Source organism: Collimonas arenae (assembly GCF_000786695.1).
Lineage (GTDB): Bacteria > Pseudomonadota > Gammaproteobacteria > Burkholderiales > Burkholderiaceae_D > Collimonas > Collimonas arenae_A.
Map to the genome: position 1 here is coordinate 3,398,847 of NZ_CP009962.1, position 16,652 is coordinate 3,415,498.

16 protein-coding genes are annotated in these 16,652 nt (G+C 58.4%); 5 read left to right on the top strand and 11 right to left on the bottom strand.

Annotated features, from left to right (window positions below; genetic code table 11):
- Nucleotides 1-176 precede the first annotated feature (176 nt).
- Complete coding sequence (locus LT85_RS14960) at nt 177-866, top strand: GntR family transcriptional regulator (protein ID WP_038490152.1); 690 nt, start codon at nt 177-179, stop codon at nt 864-866.
- Between the two features lie 67 nt (nt 867-933).
- On the opposite strand, the gene xylB is transcribed toward LT85_RS14960, so the two are convergent.
- The 7 genes from xylB to LT85_RS14995 form a co-directional block, all read right to left on the bottom strand.
- Nucleotides 934-2,397: a xylulokinase gene (gene xylB, locus LT85_RS14965; RefSeq protein WP_038490155.1), complete on the bottom strand. Its 1,464-nt coding sequence runs from the start codon at nt 2,395-2,397 to the stop codon at nt 934-936.
- A gap of 15 nt (nt 2,398-2,412) precedes the next feature.
- On the bottom strand, nt 2,413-3,303 hold the full coding sequence (locus LT85_RS14970) for an AraC family transcriptional regulator (RefSeq protein ID WP_052135210.1): 891 nt from the start codon (nt 3,301-3,303) through the stop codon (nt 2,413-2,415).
- Nucleotides 3,304-3,341: 38 nt separating this feature from the next.
- Nucleotides 3,342-4,433 carry an ABC transporter ATP-binding protein gene (locus LT85_RS14975; RefSeq protein ID WP_052135211.1) on the bottom strand — a complete coding sequence of 364 codons (1,092 nt, stop codon included), beginning with the start codon at nt 4,431-4,433 and terminating at the stop codon, nt 3,342-3,344.
- Nucleotides 4,434-4,438: 5 nt separating this feature from the next.
- Complete coding sequence (locus LT85_RS14980; RefSeq protein ID WP_038490158.1) at nt 4,439-5,473, bottom strand: NAD(P)-dependent alcohol dehydrogenase; 1,035 nt, start codon at nt 5,471-5,473, stop codon at nt 4,439-4,441.
- 86 nt (nt 5,474-5,559) lie between these two features.
- Entirely contained in the window at nt 5,560-6,369 is an 810-nt protein-coding gene (locus LT85_RS14985; protein ID WP_052135212.1) for a carbohydrate ABC transporter permease, read from the bottom strand.
- Between the two features lie 65 nt (nt 6,370-6,434).
- Entirely contained in the window at nt 6,435-7,313 is an 879-nt protein-coding gene (locus LT85_RS14990) for a carbohydrate ABC transporter permease (protein WP_038490161.1), read from the bottom strand.
- 98 nt (nt 7,314-7,411) lie between these two features.
- Nucleotides 7,412-8,689 (bottom strand): ABC transporter substrate-binding protein, encoded by a 1,278-nt coding sequence (locus tag LT85_RS14995; RefSeq protein WP_052135539.1) that lies wholly within the window; start codon nt 8,687-8,689, stop codon nt 7,412-7,414.
- Between the two features lie 190 nt (nt 8,690-8,879).
- Here LT85_RS14995 and LT85_RS26065 point away from each other — a divergent pair, with 190 nt between their 5' ends.
- Complete coding sequence (locus LT85_RS26065) at nt 8,880-9,434, top strand: PepSY domain-containing protein (RefSeq protein ID WP_367379773.1); 555 nt, start codon at nt 8,880-8,882, stop codon at nt 9,432-9,434.
- On the opposite strand, the gene selD is transcribed toward LT85_RS26065, so the two are convergent.
- The 3 genes from selD to LT85_RS15015 form a co-directional block, all read right to left on the bottom strand.
- Complete coding sequence (gene selD, locus LT85_RS15005; protein WP_038490166.1) at nt 9,385-10,443, bottom strand: selenide, water dikinase SelD; 1,059 nt, start codon at nt 10,441-10,443, stop codon at nt 9,385-9,387. The two genes, LT85_RS26065 and selD, sit on opposite strands and share 50 nt — an antisense overlap.
- Nucleotides 10,444-10,478: 35 nt before the next feature.
- Nucleotides 10,479-11,540, bottom strand: a complete 1,062-nt coding sequence (gene mnmH / locus LT85_RS15010) for a tRNA 2-selenouridine(34) synthase MnmH (RefSeq protein WP_038490169.1) — start codon at nt 11,538-11,540, stop codon at nt 10,479-10,481.
- 79 nt (nt 11,541-11,619) lie between these two features.
- Complete coding sequence (locus LT85_RS15015; protein WP_156117545.1) at nt 11,620-12,273, bottom strand: TetR/AcrR family transcriptional regulator; 654 nt, start codon at nt 12,271-12,273, stop codon at nt 11,620-11,622.
- Nucleotides 12,274-12,374: 101 nt separating this feature from the next.
- Between LT85_RS15015 and LT85_RS15020 the strand changes: the two genes are divergently transcribed.
- Together LT85_RS15020 and LT85_RS15025 are read left to right on the top strand one after the other, a co-directional pair.
- Nucleotides 12,375-13,226, top strand: coding sequence for a metal-dependent hydrolase (locus LT85_RS15020; protein ID WP_038490172.1), 852 nt, complete (start codon nt 12,375-12,377; stop codon nt 13,224-13,226).
- Between the two features lie 131 nt (nt 13,227-13,357).
- A complete protein-coding gene (locus LT85_RS15025) occupies nt 13,358-13,975 on the top strand; it encodes a DUF2242 domain-containing protein (protein WP_081992412.1) in 618 nt (205 codons plus the stop codon).
- Between the two features lie 87 nt (nt 13,976-14,062).
- Here LT85_RS15025 and LT85_RS15030 read toward each other — a convergent pair whose 3' ends face one another.
- A complete protein-coding gene (locus LT85_RS15030) occupies nt 14,063-15,994 on the bottom strand; it encodes an autotransporter outer membrane beta-barrel domain-containing protein (protein ID WP_156117546.1) in 1,932 nt (643 codons plus the stop codon).
- A 181-nt stretch (nt 15,995-16,175) separates the two neighbouring features.
- Between LT85_RS15030 and LT85_RS15035 the strand changes: the two genes are divergently transcribed.
- Nucleotides 16,176-16,643, top strand: a complete 468-nt coding sequence (locus LT85_RS15035; RefSeq protein ID WP_038490178.1) for an Lrp/AsnC family transcriptional regulator — start codon at nt 16,176-16,178, stop codon at nt 16,641-16,643.
- Nucleotides 16,644-16,652 lie beyond the last annotated feature (9 nt).

Genomic DNA, 16,652 nt, shown 5'->3' on the forward strand with positions numbered 1-16,652 from the left:
AAACTATCGATACAATTTTAGCTACATTTCATACAGTTATTGCTGAAGATAGATGCTATGTATTCTTTTTTCATTTCCTTGTATACACAGTATTCCATAAAACATTTTTATGTCAACGAATAAATACGCCTTACAATCAAATCTCGAATACACATAATCCCAGAAACGGTCTAATTATGCTGACGACAAAAAATCGCTCGGAATCCCTGCGCGAAACCATCGAAGAGATGATCGCAGTTGGGGAACTACGCCCGGGTCAACATCTGGACGAAACCGACCTCGCCATCAAATTCGGCGTCTCCCGCACGCCGGTGCGCGAAGCCTTGATCCAACTGGCGTCCATGGGCATCGTCGTAACCCGCCCACGGCGCGGCACGGTGGTGGCAGAGATCGGCCCACGCCAGCTGATAGAAATGTTCGAGGTAATGGCGGAACTGGAAGCAATGTGCGGACGCCTGGCGGCGCGCAGAATGTCCAGCGAGGAGCATGCACATCTGCTGACGGCGCACCAGGCTTGCATGGAAGCCCGCGACGCGCAGGATCCGGACAGCTATTTCTACAAAAACGAAGCTTTCCATGACGCCATCTATGAAGGCAGCCACAACGCCTTCCTGGTCACTCAGGCGCGTTCGCTGCAACGCCGGCTGCGGCCTTACCGGCGCCTGCAGCTGAGGGTGCGGGATCGCCTGAAGGTCTCTTTTCAGGAGCACGACGGCATAGTACAGGCCATCATCGCCGGCAACGGCGAGCAAACCGCCGACCTGCTGCGCCAGCACGTCACAGTGCAGGGACAGCGTTTTGCCGATTTGATTGCATCGCTGCAGCAATTGACTGCCATACCGGAGCCGCAGTACAAATATCTATAACTGGCGCGTGTAAAACGCTGATCGGCTGGACAACCGCGTCATATGCGGAAAGATATCCCAGCCGCCGCTACATTTTGAAGACATCTTCGCTGGTCACCTGGTACAAACGCTTATAACGTTCATAGCGCGGCTTGAGGCGCTCAGCCAACGACGCCGATGGCGCAATCATGTCGGCTGTCGGCAACGCGGTGCAAACCGCTTCAGCCGCCTCGCCTGTGGTAGCCATGCGCGCCAGCCTGGCGGCACCGAAAGCACCGCCCAGATCGCCGCCGACCGGTCTTAACAAGGAGAAACCGCAAGCCGACGCCACCAGCGAACCCCAGAAGTGGCTGCGGGCGCCGCCACCGACAAAGGTCGCCTGCCTGATGTGGGTACCGGCCGCGCCCAGCGCCGCATAGCCGTCGGCAAGCGAAAACGCCACGCCTTCCATGATGCTATACGCGATCGCGGCGGCGTCGGTGTTGGAACTCAAACCGAAGAACATGCCTTTGGCCTGCGCATTGTTATGCGGCGTACGCTCACCGTTCAGGTAGGGCAGGAAAATCGGCGCGGCATCGATGGCGGCGTCTTCCGCCAACTTGGCAAAGGCCGCTTCGCTGGTGTGGCCGGTCAGACGCGTGGCCCAGGACAGGCTGGTGGTCGCGGCCAGCGTCACGCTCATCTGGCACCAGCGATCCGGCAAGGCGTGGCAGAAGGCGTGCACGGCCTGGGCGGGATTCGGCGAAAAATGATCGTTCGAGACAAATATCACGCCTGAACTGCCCAGCGATACCAGGGCGCTGCCAGGGCTTACCACCCCTACCCCTACCGCCGAAGCGGCATTGTCGCCGGCGCCGCCGGCCACCAGCACCGGCCCCTTGAACCTCCATTGCCGCGTCAGATCGTCTTTGAGCTGGCCGGCGACATCGCGCCCTTCGATCAAGGCCGGCATCTGCTGGCGCGTCAAGCCGGTGGCGGCTAGCATGCGATCCGACCAGTCGCGGCGGGCAACGTCCAGCCACAAGGTGCCGGCAGCGTCGGACATATCGGACACCAGTTCGCCAGTGAGTCGGAATACCAGGTAATCCTTGGGCAGCAGCACGATCGAAATGCTGCGAAATACCACCGGTTCATGTTTTTGCAGCCACAATAATTTGGGCGCGGTGAATCCCGGCATTGCCAGGTTGCCGGTGATCTGGCGCGACTCCGGCACCAGCGCTTCCAGTTCGACGCATTCGGCGAAAGAGCGCGTGTCGTTCCAGAGAATCGCCGGACGCAGTACGCGACGACGAGCGTCGAGCAACACCGCGCCGTGCATCTGGCCGGAGATGCCGATGGTGCGCACTGCTGCAAATGCCTCGGGTGCTGACGATCGCAACTGATCGAGCGCTTCGCAAGTCGCTTGCCACCAGCCTTCGGGGCTTTGTTCCGACCAGAGCGGATAGGGACGGCTGATGGTTTGCTTGACGGCGCTGCTGGCGATTGGCTTGTTATCTCCATCCACCAGCATTGCCTTGAGCTCGGACGTGCCAAGATCTATGCCCAAAAACATGAATGATTTCCTCTTTTATTGAACCGCAGACTGGGTTGATGCGCCACCGGCTTGCGTCAGATGAAAGGCGCGAAACTTCGATGGCGACATTTGCTTCTTCTGCAAAAATTGATGATTGAAATGCGACACATTGTTGAAGCCGACCCGATAACAGATGTCGGTTACCGACAACTCCGTATTCATCAGCAGCTCGCAGGCACGGTTAAGCCGCAGGTGGTTGACGTACTGGACGAAAGTCAGGCCGGTATTTTTGCGGAAGAAGCGCGAGAATGCCGCACCCGCCATCCTTGCCAGCTCGGCGACATCGGCTTCACGCAGATCGGCAGTGTAATTTTCCAGGATATAGGCCAGCACCTGGTTGATGACGGCGTTGCGGCGCTGGTCGATACTTGGATCGTAGCTGGGACTGGCCAGCCGCACCCGCGGTGCATGCGACAGATAGTCCAGCAAATCCAGGAACAGGATCACCCGTCTGGCGTCGCTGGCGCTGATCATCGCGCTCAAGGCTTCATGGGCGCGCTCTTCCGCCTCCTTGCCGAATTGCACGCCGAGACGCGCCTCATCAAGCAGATTCTGCACCTGGCCGAACTCCGGGAAAAGAGCCATGCAATCCTGCATGAATTCTGCGCCGAACTGCAGCACCAGGTCGCGGTCCTCCACGCTGACGCCCGGCGCCAGTTCGCTGACCCAGTTGTGTGGGATATTGGGGCCGGTGAATACCAGGTTGCCAGGCCCGCAATCGCCAATGTAGTCGCCGACGAACATCTTGCCTCGGGTCGCACGCAGATAATGCAATTCGTACTCGGGGTGATAATGCCATTTTGCTACCTGATGCGGGTAACCGTGAGACCAGACGCGAAATGACTGGTACTGTACTTTTTGGATAAGCTCCAGGTCTGGCCGCATGGCATGGTCTCCTTGTGTTTCCGGGCGTCATCTTGATATCAATGTCTCAACACCAGGCTGCGACCTGTCTCTGCATCGAACACATGCAGGTCGCTCATCGAGACATTAAAGCATACCTGCGTACCTACCCGCGGACAACGGCTGGCCGGCACCAGCGCTGTGATTTCGCGCTCCGCATGCAGCAAACTCACCAGCGACTCGGCGCCGAGCAACTCCACCAGATCGACCTGGCCCACCACTTCGATCTGCTGGTCGCCGGTGCTGGTAGTAGACATATGATTCGGCCGCACGCCCAGCACCACAGCCTGGCCGTCGCCAATCGCAAACAGGGATTGCGGCAGCCGCCAGCGCGCTTCACCACTGTCGAGCACAGTCGCGCCATCTTCGTGACGCGCCATGCAATCGATGAAATTCATCGCCGGCGTGCCGATAAAGCCTGCGGCAAATTTCGATACCGGATGGTTGTATATTTCCGCCGGCGTGCCGACCTGCTCGATGCGTCCGGCCTTGAGCAGCACGATGCGGTCAGCCAGCGTCATCGCTTCCAGCTGATCGTGGGTAACATACACTGACGTAGTCGCCAGTTGCCGGTGTAAACGCTTGATATCGCCGCGCAATTGTGCGCGCAACTTGGCGTCCAGATTCGACAACGGCTCGTCGAACAGGAATACCGAAGGCGTCTTGATCATCGCGCGGCCGATGGCCACCCGCTGTTGCTGGCCGCCGGACATCTGCTTCGGCTTGCGCTGCAGCAGCGGATCCAGGTTCAGCATCTGCGCCACCCGTTCAACGCGCTGCCTGATTTCACTTTCCGGCGTCTTCAGCCGGCGCAGGCCGAAAGCCATGTTGTCGTACACCGTCATGTGCGGATACAACGCGTAATTCTGGAACACCATGGCGATATCGCGCTCGCGCGGCGGCAGATCGTTCACCTGCCGCGCGCCGATGTGCAAAGCACCGCCGCTGATGTCTTCCAGCCCAGCCATCATGCGCAGGATGGTCGACTTGCCGCAGCCGGAGGGGCCCAGCAGCACGATGAACTCCGCATCCGCAATCTCCATGCTGAAATCATGGACCACCGGATTGCCCTCGTAGTGCTTCGCTAGTTTATCGCAAACAATGCTGGCCATGATGCTTACTCCAATTCGATCTGGATCTTGACATCGTGCGGATTGCCGCTGGCGGCGGCCTCGAAGGCAGCGACGCCGTCGGAAAACTTGAACGAGCGTGAAATAAACGGCTTGACATTGATCTTTCCGGAAGCGATCAGGGCTAACGCACGCGGGAAGATATTGGCGTAGCGGAAAACCGATTCGATACGGATTTCCTTGGCCTGGATCGCTACGATATCGATTGCCACGGTGTTCGCCGGCATACCGACCAGCACCAGGCAACCACCCGGACACAACAGATCAAAGATGCCGTCGTAGGCCTTCTCGCTGCCACTGGCTTCAAAAACGATATCCGCCCCCCACTCCCCGCTAAGATCAGTGACGACTTCCAATAAAGATTGCTTGCGCAGGTTAACGGTGGTGATGCCAGGATATGTATGGATCAAATCCAATTTTTCCTGCACCAGATCGCAAATCACTACCCGGCTGCAACCGCCGGCCAGCGCTGCCAGCGCAGTCATCATGCCGATGGTGCCGGCACCCAGCACCACTGCCATGTCGCCCGGCTTGATTTGCGCCTTGGTCGCTGCCTGCAGGCCGATCGACAACGGTTCGACGATTGCGCCCTCGGCAAAACTGACGTTGTCCGGCAGTTTGAAGGTAAAGGCTGCGGGATGCGAGACGAACGGCGTCAGACAACCATGGACAGGCGGCGTCGCCCAGAAACTCACGGCCGGATCGAGGTTATACAAACCCAGGCGCGTTGCCTTGGATTCAAAATCCGGAACGCCAGGCTCCATGCAAACGCGGTCCCCGACCTTCAGGGAAGTCACATCGGCTCCCGCTTCTACCACCACGCCAGCCGCTTCATGGCCCAGCACCATCGGCTTATTCACAACGAACGAGCCGATATTGCCATGCTGGTAGTAATGCACATCGCTACCGCAAACGCCCACTGTGTGAATCTTGATCTTGACATCGCGCGGGCCGACCACCAGCGGCAGCTCAATCTCCCGCAACTGGATGTCATGTTGCTTTTCGAGAACCAGGGCTTTCATCATGTACTCCATCATCTTGTATGTGCAGCGGAACGGCGCTACCCCGTATTCGTTATCGCCGGCACCGCGCGAAACCACGCAATGCGTCAGCGGTGCTTCAGCATGGAATTGAGCAATTGGCTAAGCAAACCCAGGAACACCAGCGGCGGCAGCGCCAGCAGCACGGTCGATGCATTCACCACGCCCCAAGGCACTTCCTGGCCCATGGAGGTAAACGTGGCGGCGATCACCGGCAAGGTGGCGGCCTGCTGCGAAGTCAAAGTCAGCGCCATCATCAGCTCGTTCCAGACCAGGACAAAACTGAACACCACGCCTCCCAGCAGCGTCTTCGAGGCAATCGGCAAGGCAATGCGCCAGAACACCGCATACGGACCGTAGCCATCGATGGTGGCCGCTTCCTCGACCTCACGCGGGACGCGCTGGAAAGCCGGGATCGAGAGCCAGATAATGGTCGACAAGGTGGTCAGCAGATAAGTCACGATCAGCGAGAAACGGGTATCGTAGACACCAAGGTCGATCCAGATCGCCATCAATGGAATCGCCACGGCGACCGGTGGCAGGAAGCGCAGCGACAGCACGAAGAACTGGATGTCGTCACGCCTGCGGAACGGATAACGCGCAATGGCATACGCCGCAGGTATGCCCAGCACAGCACCCAGCCCGACTGCTACTCCCACCACCAGGATACTGTTGTACAGGCCGGATAATACTTCCGGCGTTTGCAGCACCTGGCGGTAGTTGTCCAAGGTCGGCCGGAAAATAAAGCGCGGCGTCGGCGAGACGATATCCATCAGTTCCTTGAGCGAACTCAGTACGGCCCACAGCACCGGGAACAAGGCCACCGCCACCAGCAAGGCCAGGCCCAGCCAGCTCAGCATTTTCAAAGCCTGACGCATGGCTCGCCCTCCCCTGACGCCGGTTGGCAGCGCCACCGGTACGACAGGGGTATTTATCTGTGCGATTACTCTTGCCATTTTTTCGCTCGCTTCCAAATAAGTGTGAACATCGCTGTGGTCAATATCATCATCAAGACCGCCATGGCGGAGGCATACGAAATATCGCCAGACAAGCCTATCCCTTGCGAATAGGCGTACATGTCCAGCGTCTCTGTGGCGATGCCGGGGCCACCCTTGGTCATGACATAGATCAGATCGAAGGAACGCAACGACTCGATCATCTTGATCAGCGCCAGGCTGACCAGCGGCGCCCGTAGCATCGGCAACGCCACCAGCGCGTAGACCTCCCAGGTGCGGGCGTAGTCGATGCGGGCCGCCTCCAGCGGTTCCGGCGGCAGGGTTTCGAGCAGCTTGAGCACGATCACCGCGAAGAACAATCCCCATTGCCAGACATCGACAAACGCCACCGCCAGCAGCGCCAGATTGGGATCGGACAAGAAGGAGATATTGCCGAGGCCGACAAACCCCAGCAGCCAGCTGACAATGCCGAGCAAAGGCGAGAACATGAATTTCCACAGGAAAGCAGCCGACACCCGCGGCAACAGCACCGGAATGATCAGCAATACCGATAGCAGATTACGGATGCGCGGCGTGGTCTTTTCAAACAGCCAGATCGCCAGCAGTACGCCAACCACCAGCGTGCCGAGCACGGTAACGGCTTCCCACTGCGCCGAGACCTTGATGGCGTTAAGGAAACGGCGGTCCGCCGCTAACCGGGAAAAATTATCGAACCAGACAAAGTGGCTGTCGGCGTATTGCAGCATGCGGTCGCGCAACGCCAGGTAAATGGCGCCAATGGTAGGCACCAGCGCCAGCACCGCCAGTATCAGCAGCGGCGGCAGCAAAAATACATAGGGCAAGGAAGAGCTATGACGTTTATGCATTGTCGTTTCTCGAAAGGCTGCGCCAGGCGGCGTCGCATTGGTGCCGCCGCCTGGCCTCTACAACGGACGCAATCAGGAAGAAGAGTTGCGCAGCGTGCTCAGTTACGGCGATTAGCCCGGGCAATGACGCCATCGGTGTATTTGGCGGCGTCATCCAACGAAGCCTTGACATCAGTGCGGGTACCGGTGAACAGCTCTTCCAGCACCACGCCGAGGTTGTCGCCCACCTGCGGCCAGAGCGGCGATGACCAGATGTTCAGTTTGGTGGAATCGGTAATTGCATTCAGGCCGGCAACAATGCCCGGCTTGACATGCTGCTGGAAGTACGGGCTGGCGATAGTGCTGCTGCGGTTGTAGTCGCTGAAGACGCCGTCCTTGAGGCGGGCCTGTTCCTGTTCCTTGCTGCTGGCCCAGGCGATGAACTTCCCCGCAGCCTGGCGCGTGCATTCATCCTTGCTGCCGTAGGTGGCGATGGCAAAGCCGTGGCCAAAGCCCGCCGAGGATAGCGGAACCGGTGGACGCGCATAGCCGACCTTGTCCACCACCGAGGACTTGCTCGGGTCTTCCATCCAGTCTGCGAACGGCGTGGACTCGATCATGAAAGCGACCTTGCCGGCGCGAAAGGCCTCTATCGCATTGCTCCAGTCATAGGTCGCGGTGCCGGGCGGTGTGTACTTGAGCAGATCCATATAGATTTGCGTGGCTTTCACGCCGGCGGCGGAATTGAAATCGGCTTTACCGTCCTTACCCACCCATTCGCCGCCCATGGCGGTGAAGAATGGCGACCAGCGCCACACGTTCATGCCCGAACCGCGCTGCCCGCGCGCCACCCAGCCGTAGACGCTGGGCGGGTTATGCAATTTCTTGATAGCAGTTTGCAATTCATCCAGCGTTTTAGGCACTGCTATGTGTGCCTTTTCCAGCAAGTCCTTGCGGTAATAGAGGAAATCGCCGCCGCCATACAGGGGCGCAAAATAGGCAACGTCCTTGTAGCTCGCCACAGAACGGCGGCCCGGCAGGAAATCGTTGTAATCGTACTCTTTCGGATAGTACTTGAGCAAAGGCAGGATCCAGCCGGCGGCGGCAAATTCCGCCACATTGGCTTCGTCCACGTAGTAGACCTGGTAAGCGCCAGCCTTGGTGGAGGCATCCAGGCGCGATTTGCCACGGCGGTCGTTTTCGCCGAAATAGACCAGGTCGACCTTGGTACCACTGGCTTTGCTGTAGTCGGCCAGCGATTTTTCGAGGGTAGTCAGTCCCAGCGTCTTCTGGGCCAGCACTTTCAATTGCGGGACGTTGCAAGAATCCGCCGCGTAAGCGGCCGGCAACATGCATGCCAGGCAGGAAAATACGCCGGCATAGGCCAATTTATTCATCATCTTTGTCTCCTCTGTTTTTTTTGAGCACCGTGCCACGGAATACAAACCGCCGCCGGTTACCGTAGACCGGCTGTACCGGCCGCGTCTTTGTGACGCAGGGAGACTATAGAATTGTCGGCCAGACAGGCGCTACCACAAAAGCCAGGGCCGGCTTGTACTTTTTTCACACGCGTGCAGACTTGTCGAATTGCGACAAGTCCCCCTATTTCCGGTCGGTCACAGCCGCGAATCAATCCCCTGCAGGAAAATCGCACGTTGTTTCATTGATGCAGCTGACCTGATTGGTAAAGGTGATGGCGGCGATCGCCAACGCACGCTGCATATCGACCAGTACAGCGGCGCAGTCATCAAGGATCTGCGCTTTACCGACTACAACCCGGCCTCCAAGCTGGTGACGCTGGGCGTTGCACTGCACATGGGGGAATATTTCGGCCTGGCGAACCAGCTGATTTGCGCAGCGATTTCGCTGACGCTGCTAGGCATGGCGGTGACGGGATTCGTGATGTGGTGGAAGCGCCGGCCGCACAATTCGGTCGGCGCACCTAAACGCGTATTGCAACCGCCGCCATCGATCAAGCGCTGGAAAGCGCTATATGGCAGTCCTTGGCATCCTGTTCCCCTTGATGGGCGTCACCATGGTTGCGGTATGGCTGGGCGACACCTTGTTTTTCAGGAACCGGGCCTGAGCTTCGTCAGGAAACCACTTCTATCCCGACCATCCCTGCTGTCATCTCACCGATGACAGCAGCGTCGGCAAAGCCTTCACGCCGGAACAGCGCCAACACTTCGTCAACCGCGCCGGCCTCGCATGACACCAGCAAACCTCCCGAGGTTTGCGGATCGGTCAGCAGGCTGCGCTGAACGCCGGTGACACTGGCTGCCAGCGTCACTTCATGGCTGTAGCCATCCCAGTTGCGCGGCGAGGCGCCGGTGACATAGCCCTGCTCCGCCAACTGCTGCACCCCTGGCAACAAGGGGACCGCATCCATGCTGATGCGGGCGCAAAGCTTGGCGGCCCGCGCCAGCTCCAGCGTGTGGCCGAGCAGGCCGAAACCGGTCACATCGGTGAGCGCATTGACAGTCGCCATTTCCGATAGCAGCTTGCCCGGCTTGTTGAGTTTGGTGGTGTTGTCTATCAGCGCCGCATAGCCATCTGCATCCAGCGCTTCTTTTTTCAAGGCGGCGGATAAAATCCCCACGCCAATCGATTTGCCCAGTATCAGCTTATCGCCGGCTTTTGCTCCCGCATTGCGCTTGACCTTGGAAGGATGAACCAGGCCCAGCACTACAAGTCCATAGATAGGCTCGACCGAGTCGATGGTATGGCCGCCAGCGATCGGAATCCCCGCTTGCGCGCAGATCGCCTCGCCGCCCTTCAGGATTTTGGCAATCACTTCCAGCGGCAGCTTGTTGACCGGCATGCCGACCAGCGCCAGCGCCATGATCGGAGTACCGCCCATGGCGTACACATCGGAAATGGCATTGGTGGCGGCGATGCGGCCGAAGTCGAAAGGATCGTCGACGATCGGCATGAAGAAATCGGTGGTCGCAATCAGGGCCTGTTCGTCATTCAGCTTATAGACCGCGGCGTCATCCGCGGTTTCAATCCCGACCATCAATTCCTTGGGCACCGGGAAGCCGCTGCTGCCCTTGAGGATTTGCGCCAGCACGCCAGGCGCGATCTTGCAACCGCAGCCGCCGCCGTGAGAAAAAGAAGTGAGTTTGATGCTGGTTTCAGAGGGATCGGACATGCTGTTCCTGAAGTAAATGGGGTTACGCGGCAGATCTACCTGTCTTGATGCAATTGCCTTGCCGCCTGCAAAAACGCTTCTGCCGAAATGTCTGGAAGATCATATATCTGCGCCGTGGAGAACTGATCGAAATTACGCTTGATCGATTGCGCATACGCAGGATCATAGTGCTTCAGCAACAGCGCATCAACCAGCGGCTCGATCTGGCCGGCGCTCGCCATTTTCTGCCAGTCGCCAACCGTCTCGCGTCCATGCAGATAGGCCAGGCAAGACAGTTGCGCATTCAGCAAGACGGGATCGACGACGAAGTGCGCGTAATCTTCCATCAGCAGCTTGACCCGCTCGGCTCTCGGCAGCGCCAGCGCAATGCACTGCGACTTGCGGATCTGCATCATCAAGGCCTCTGGAATGCGCAGATTCCCGATCTTCTTGCTTTCCGATTCGACAAAGACGGGATAGCGCACATCGAAATGCTGCAGCTTGTCCCAGATCCTGCTTTCAAACGCTTTCTGCGACGGTTGCGCTTCCTGCGGCAGATTTCCCAGCACTGAACCGCGATGGGCTGCAATCTGTTCAAGATCCAGAACTTGCGCGCCTTGTTGTTCCAGCACTTGCAGCAAACGGCTCTTGCCGCTGCCGGTGGGGCCGCAAATCACTTTGTAGGTAAATTGCAGCGGCAACTGCTCCAGGCTGCTGATGACGTAGCGCCGGAACTCCTTGTAGCCGCCATCCAACTGCACGACCGGCCAGCCTATTTTCGCCATGATATGCGCCATCGCTCCGCTGCGGTTGCCGCCGCGCCAGCAATAAATCAACGGCGTCCATTCGCGCGGCTTGCCGATGAACAGGGTTTCGATGTGCTGCGCTACATTCCTGGCGACCAGCACCGCGCCCAGTTTCTTCGCTTCAAATGCGCTGACCTGTTTATACAAGGTACCCACCTGGACCCGCTGGGCGTCATCCAGCACCGGACAATTGATGGCGCCGGGAATCCGGTCCTCGGCAAACTCGGCAGGCGTACGGGCATCGATGATGGTGTCGAACTGTCTGATCTGCTGGAACACTTCTTCAAAGGAGAGCAATGCTGGGTATTTCATTCGCGTTTTCTGTTGGTTGGCGCCACGGCACCATTATCGGGCATTTTTCCTGCTCGCTCCGGCATCGCCGTAAATCTGGTTAGAAATCAGCCGGCCGCGCCAGCATGCCCCAGGCCAGTTGCACCAGCTCATCTTCAAATTCAATGCTGCCCAGCAGCGGCGATTTTTCCAGCGAGGCGCTGCGGATGGCGCCGATCACCGCGCGCGTCACCACGAACATCATGGCTGGCGTCGGCGGCCTCAGGTTGGGGTGGTGTATCCGCTGCATGCTGATGGCGATCCGCTCAGCCGTCTCGCGCAAAGCCTGGGTAATATCGTCGTGATGATCATGTTGCCAGGCAAAGCGCACCATCGCCCGCTTGGCGCTGCGGCCGCTGCCGAGGCCTTCTATGTTGATGCGGATGAATTGGCGCAAAAAGGTTTTCGGGTCGAGCTGGTCGATCTGGCTTTCGGCGCTTTCCATCAACGCATCCAGTTCATCCATCACGCGCCGGCGCTCGCGCGCAATCAAGGCGGTCAGGATGGCTTCCTTGCTGGGAAAGTACTGATACAAGGTGCCGATCGAAAATCCAGCTTTCTCGGCAACCTTGTTGGTCGTCAACCCGGCCGCTCCTTCGTTCTCCAAAATCTGAGCAGTGGTCTCAAAAATGGTTTCGATGGTGCGTTGCGCCCGCTCCTGTGTCGGCAATTTCCGCATTGTTTCAGAGGAGGAACCTGGAATTCTCTTGATCATGTACGCACCTGTCAAAAACTGAGCAACTTGCGAGTTTAAAAACTGAATAATGCTCAGTATACTGGTTCTATCGCTAAACAACAGAGAACAGAGGCAGGCGCGTGAATACATCTCATCCTTTATTGGTAAGAAAGCTATTGGTCGACCTGTCCCAAGGTTTTCCCCGTCACTGGCTGGCAGGCGGAGCCTTCCGCACCCAATTCTTCAACGCCATGTCGATGAGCTTCCCGGTCGGCGAGCAAGACTTCATCGATTCGGTGCGCGAAGCAGCCCTGGCCTTGCCCGACGATGCCGAACACGCTTCGCTGCACGCTACCATTCGCGATTTCGTTGGCCAGGAGGCAACCCATCGCCGAGTACATACCTTGTACAACACCGAGCTGGAAAAACAGGGGCTGGTCAATCATTGGCAGCACTGGGCCGCCAAACTGATCGCGCTAGGCCGCGAGCGCAATATGCCGGCCATCAGCCGACTGGCGGTCACCGCTGCGTTCGAGCATTACACGGCGGTGCTGGCCGACCTGACGCTGCGCAACCCTGAAATCATGGGAGACGCCGATCCCATGCTGCGCACGCTATGGACCTGGCACGCGGTAGAGGAAACCGAGCATAAGGCGGTCGCCTTCGATCTGTACCTGACCCTTGGCGGCAGCTACAAGACGCGGGTGCGCTGGTACATGTTTGCGATGACGCGCTTCACCATCATGGCGACCCGACAAACGGTGAATAACCTGTGGCATGACCGGACGCTGTTCAAGCCGAGTACCTGGCTTGACGCCGCCAGCTTCTTTTTCGGCAGCCACGGCCTGTTCTGGCTTAGCTTCATGCCTTTACTCGGCTATCTCAAACGCGACTTCCATCCCTGGCAGCATGACAACCGCGCGCTAGCCGAGCAATGGCTGAGGGCCAACGCCGATCGGTACAGCATCGTGCGTGGCTTGAAAGCGGCATAAATCTGGCCAAATAAGCATAAATGCAACGAAACTCCGTCTCTTCTGTCGAATAGCGCTGAACGGGTACGCGCGATGGACTAAAATGCGATCCGCCGCATCAATTTAGTCGATCGATTCAAGGAGTTTCGTTTATGTCCAGGATGTTCAGTGCATCGCCTGTCTTGCCGGCTTTGCTGCTTGCTTTGACGGCCGGGTTCCTTGCCGGCTGTTCAACGACCAAGCCTACCGCCTATCAGGGTGAGGAGTTCAGCGATACAAGCACGTTTTCCCACGATTTCGCCAGCTCCAGTTCTGCCACCTGTGAAGCGGCGCGCCGCACTCTGCTGAGCCAGGGCTACATCATCAAGCAAGCCAAGGCCGATCTGGTCGATGGCCACAAGCACTTCCAGCCGGATCAGGACACGCATGTCGAAATCGAATTCCATGTCGTGTGCGCCCCCAACGACAAGGATGGTAAAAGCTCGACATTGTTCGTCAGCGCCACCCAGGATCGTTACGCGCTCAAGAAAACCAACAATTCCGCCAGCGTCGGCCTGAGCGTGCTGGGTTCGGTATCGCTGCCGATCGGCAGCACTTCCGACTCCCTGGTCAAGGTGGCCAGCGAGACGATTCCGGCCGGCCGCTTCTACGACCGTTTCTTTGGCCTGATCGAACACTACCTGGGCCTGGACGGCGGCATGCCGGTAGTCGATTTCGACGACACCCCTGCCTTGCCGACCAAAGCCGCCGTAAAAACCGAAAAAGAGTAGATCCATCCCAATAAAAACGGCCGCTAGTGCTTGAAGCACTAGCGGCCGTTTTATATGGCACACCAGATCTGAAACCTCTGAACCGCTTTAAAACGCCTTTTTCAAGCCAACCTGGAAAGAGTTGATCTTGTTACTGCCGGCGAACTGGCCGTTATAGCTGGCGTAAGCACTGAAATCCGCCGCCAGCGCAATGCTGGCGCCGAGTTCCACACGCCCGCTGTTGCTTGGCCCTTGATACGCAGGCAGGCCGAAGCTGCCGGCCATGCCGATCAGGTTGGCGCGAACATCGCGTTCGCTGTTTTCAAACTCCTTTTCCCAGGCCAGCTTGGCAAACGGCTGCACCGCATAGCTGCCCAGCGTGAGCTTGCTGGTGATTTGCGCGCCGAGGCTGGAAACCAGCGAGTTGCGTGTTTGGGAGTTGAAATTCATCGCCGTACTGTCGTTGCCGTTTTCCGCATAGCCGCCGACGTTGACTTGTTGCCAGGTCAGGTTGGCAACCGGGCTGAGCGTCGCTGCGCCGAGGGCAAAGTCATACTGGCCGCCGATGCGGAACAGGAACTGATGGCCATTGGCGTCGCCGGTTTCGCTGCGGATGGCCGAGCCCAGTGCGATGTTTCGGGTAATGTCGTTGTACTGTAGCGTACCAACCATGCCGATGGCGTTAAGAGCCCAGGCGCCTTCGCGGTACTGGGTGTATGCCGACAGCATCGCCTGGTCCAGCTTGAAGCCGCCGGTGTCATTGCCGAAATTCGCCCGGTTATGGGCAAAACCGAAGGCGCCGCCGACCGTGACATTCTGGTTGACAGCATAGTCGACACCGACAGTCAGGCTGTTGGCTGAACCGTCGAGACCGGGATTGTTGCCGTTATGGTCCAGGCTCTGATGAGTATTGTCATAGGCCGCATAGGCTTCGACCTGCCCGGCGCGCGGCGTCAGGCGCAGACGGTCATCGATTGCACGCGTAAAGGTCTGGGCGCTGGCCAGAGGGGCTTCGGCCAGCATGCCGATCTGGCCTGGCGCCTGCAATACCGATTCAATGTACTGCGCCAGGATGGCGTGGCCGGCGCCGGTCGGATGCACGCCGTCGGCAAACAGATAGGTCCGGTCGGCGCCGGGCGCCACCAGGGTCGATGTGGTGCATGTCGAGGAAGACGAAGTCGTGCATGCCGGCGTAGTGATATTGGTGAAGCCGTATACGCCCGGATTGGCGATTACTTCGTGCAACAGTCCGTAGGCGTTGATCGCCACAATATTGCCGCCCAGTCCGCTCAAGCCGGAGTTCAGCGCAGCATTGAAACTGTTTGAGGAAGTTGTCCACAAAGTCGCCAGCGCAGGAATCGCAGATCCTTCCGGCGTCTTGCCGACATCCGGCAGGTTGACCACGAGTACTGTCCCGGCGCCAGCTTGCTGCAATTGCCGTACCAGCCCTACTACGTTGGTGGCTTCTCCGGTGACTTGCTGGACCACCAGCGCTGCAGTAGCGGCTTGCGTAGCGGGATTAAGCAAGGCGCTGGCATTGGCAAAGGTGTAGCCGAAAATATCGTTGGCGCCTGCCCAGATAGAATACAAACCTTTGCCGTCAAGGTGCGGGTTGGCCGCCAGATAGCCGTTGATCTGACTGGTGACGGTTGGCACCAATGGCGCCGTCGCCGGGTCAGGCCAGCTGCCCTGGCTGGTGACGCGCGCGCCGCCGACCGCGTAATCGGTGCCGCCGGCAGGCTTCGCGCCACTCGGCGTCAGGATGGCGGCAGGATTGGCAGCGGTACCGTATTTGTGGGCCAGCAGCTGCGCCCAGACCGGATCGGGATTGGTAGTAAACGAAGGTTGCTGGCCGACGCCGGTAAAATAACCGCTGTCAGTCAGCGAATCGCCGAAAAACACCATCTGGGAAAAATTCGCCGCGCCGGCCGGGGCGCTGATGATCAACCCGGCGCCGATCAAAACGGCAGTTCGGGTTGCCACGGTCAGCGCCCGCGTCATGGGGCTCAGGCGGAATGATTTTGGTAATGAAATGCGCAATTATGTCTCCTTCTTGTATTTATAGATCTTGCGTCGTTAATATCTGCCACCCGGCTGGCAATGTCAATCAAGTACATAGGCAAAACACTCGAAAACCACTATGGCTACGCAACTGGCGCTAAACTGGTTTCAGCCGGAACTCGCCGCACTGTAGCCGGCCCTCTCTTCAAGCAAGCCGACCATGGATAAAATAGATAAACAAATTCTCGCCATCCTGCAAGAAGACGCCAGCACCCCGGTGGCGGAAATCGCCGAGAAGGTCAACCTGTCCTCGACGCCATGCTGGCGCCGCATCCAGAAGCTGGAAGAAGATGGCGTGATATTGCGCCGCGTGGCGCTGCTGGATGCCGACAAGCTCAATGTCGGCGTCACGGTATTCGTTTCGATCAAGACCAACCAGCATAACGCCAACTGGTATTCCCAATTCAGCAATACCGTAAAACTGATTCCGGAAGTGGTGGAGTTTTACCGCATGAGCGGCAATATCGATTACCTGCTGCGAGTGGTGGTGCCGAACATCGCCGCCTACGATGCGGTGTACCAGAAGCTGACGCAATCGAACGCGTTGTTCGACGTCAACGCCAGCTTTGCGATGGAGCAGATCAAGCACACCACCGCGCTGCCACTCGACTATGCCGGGCTCAACTGAAGCCACACC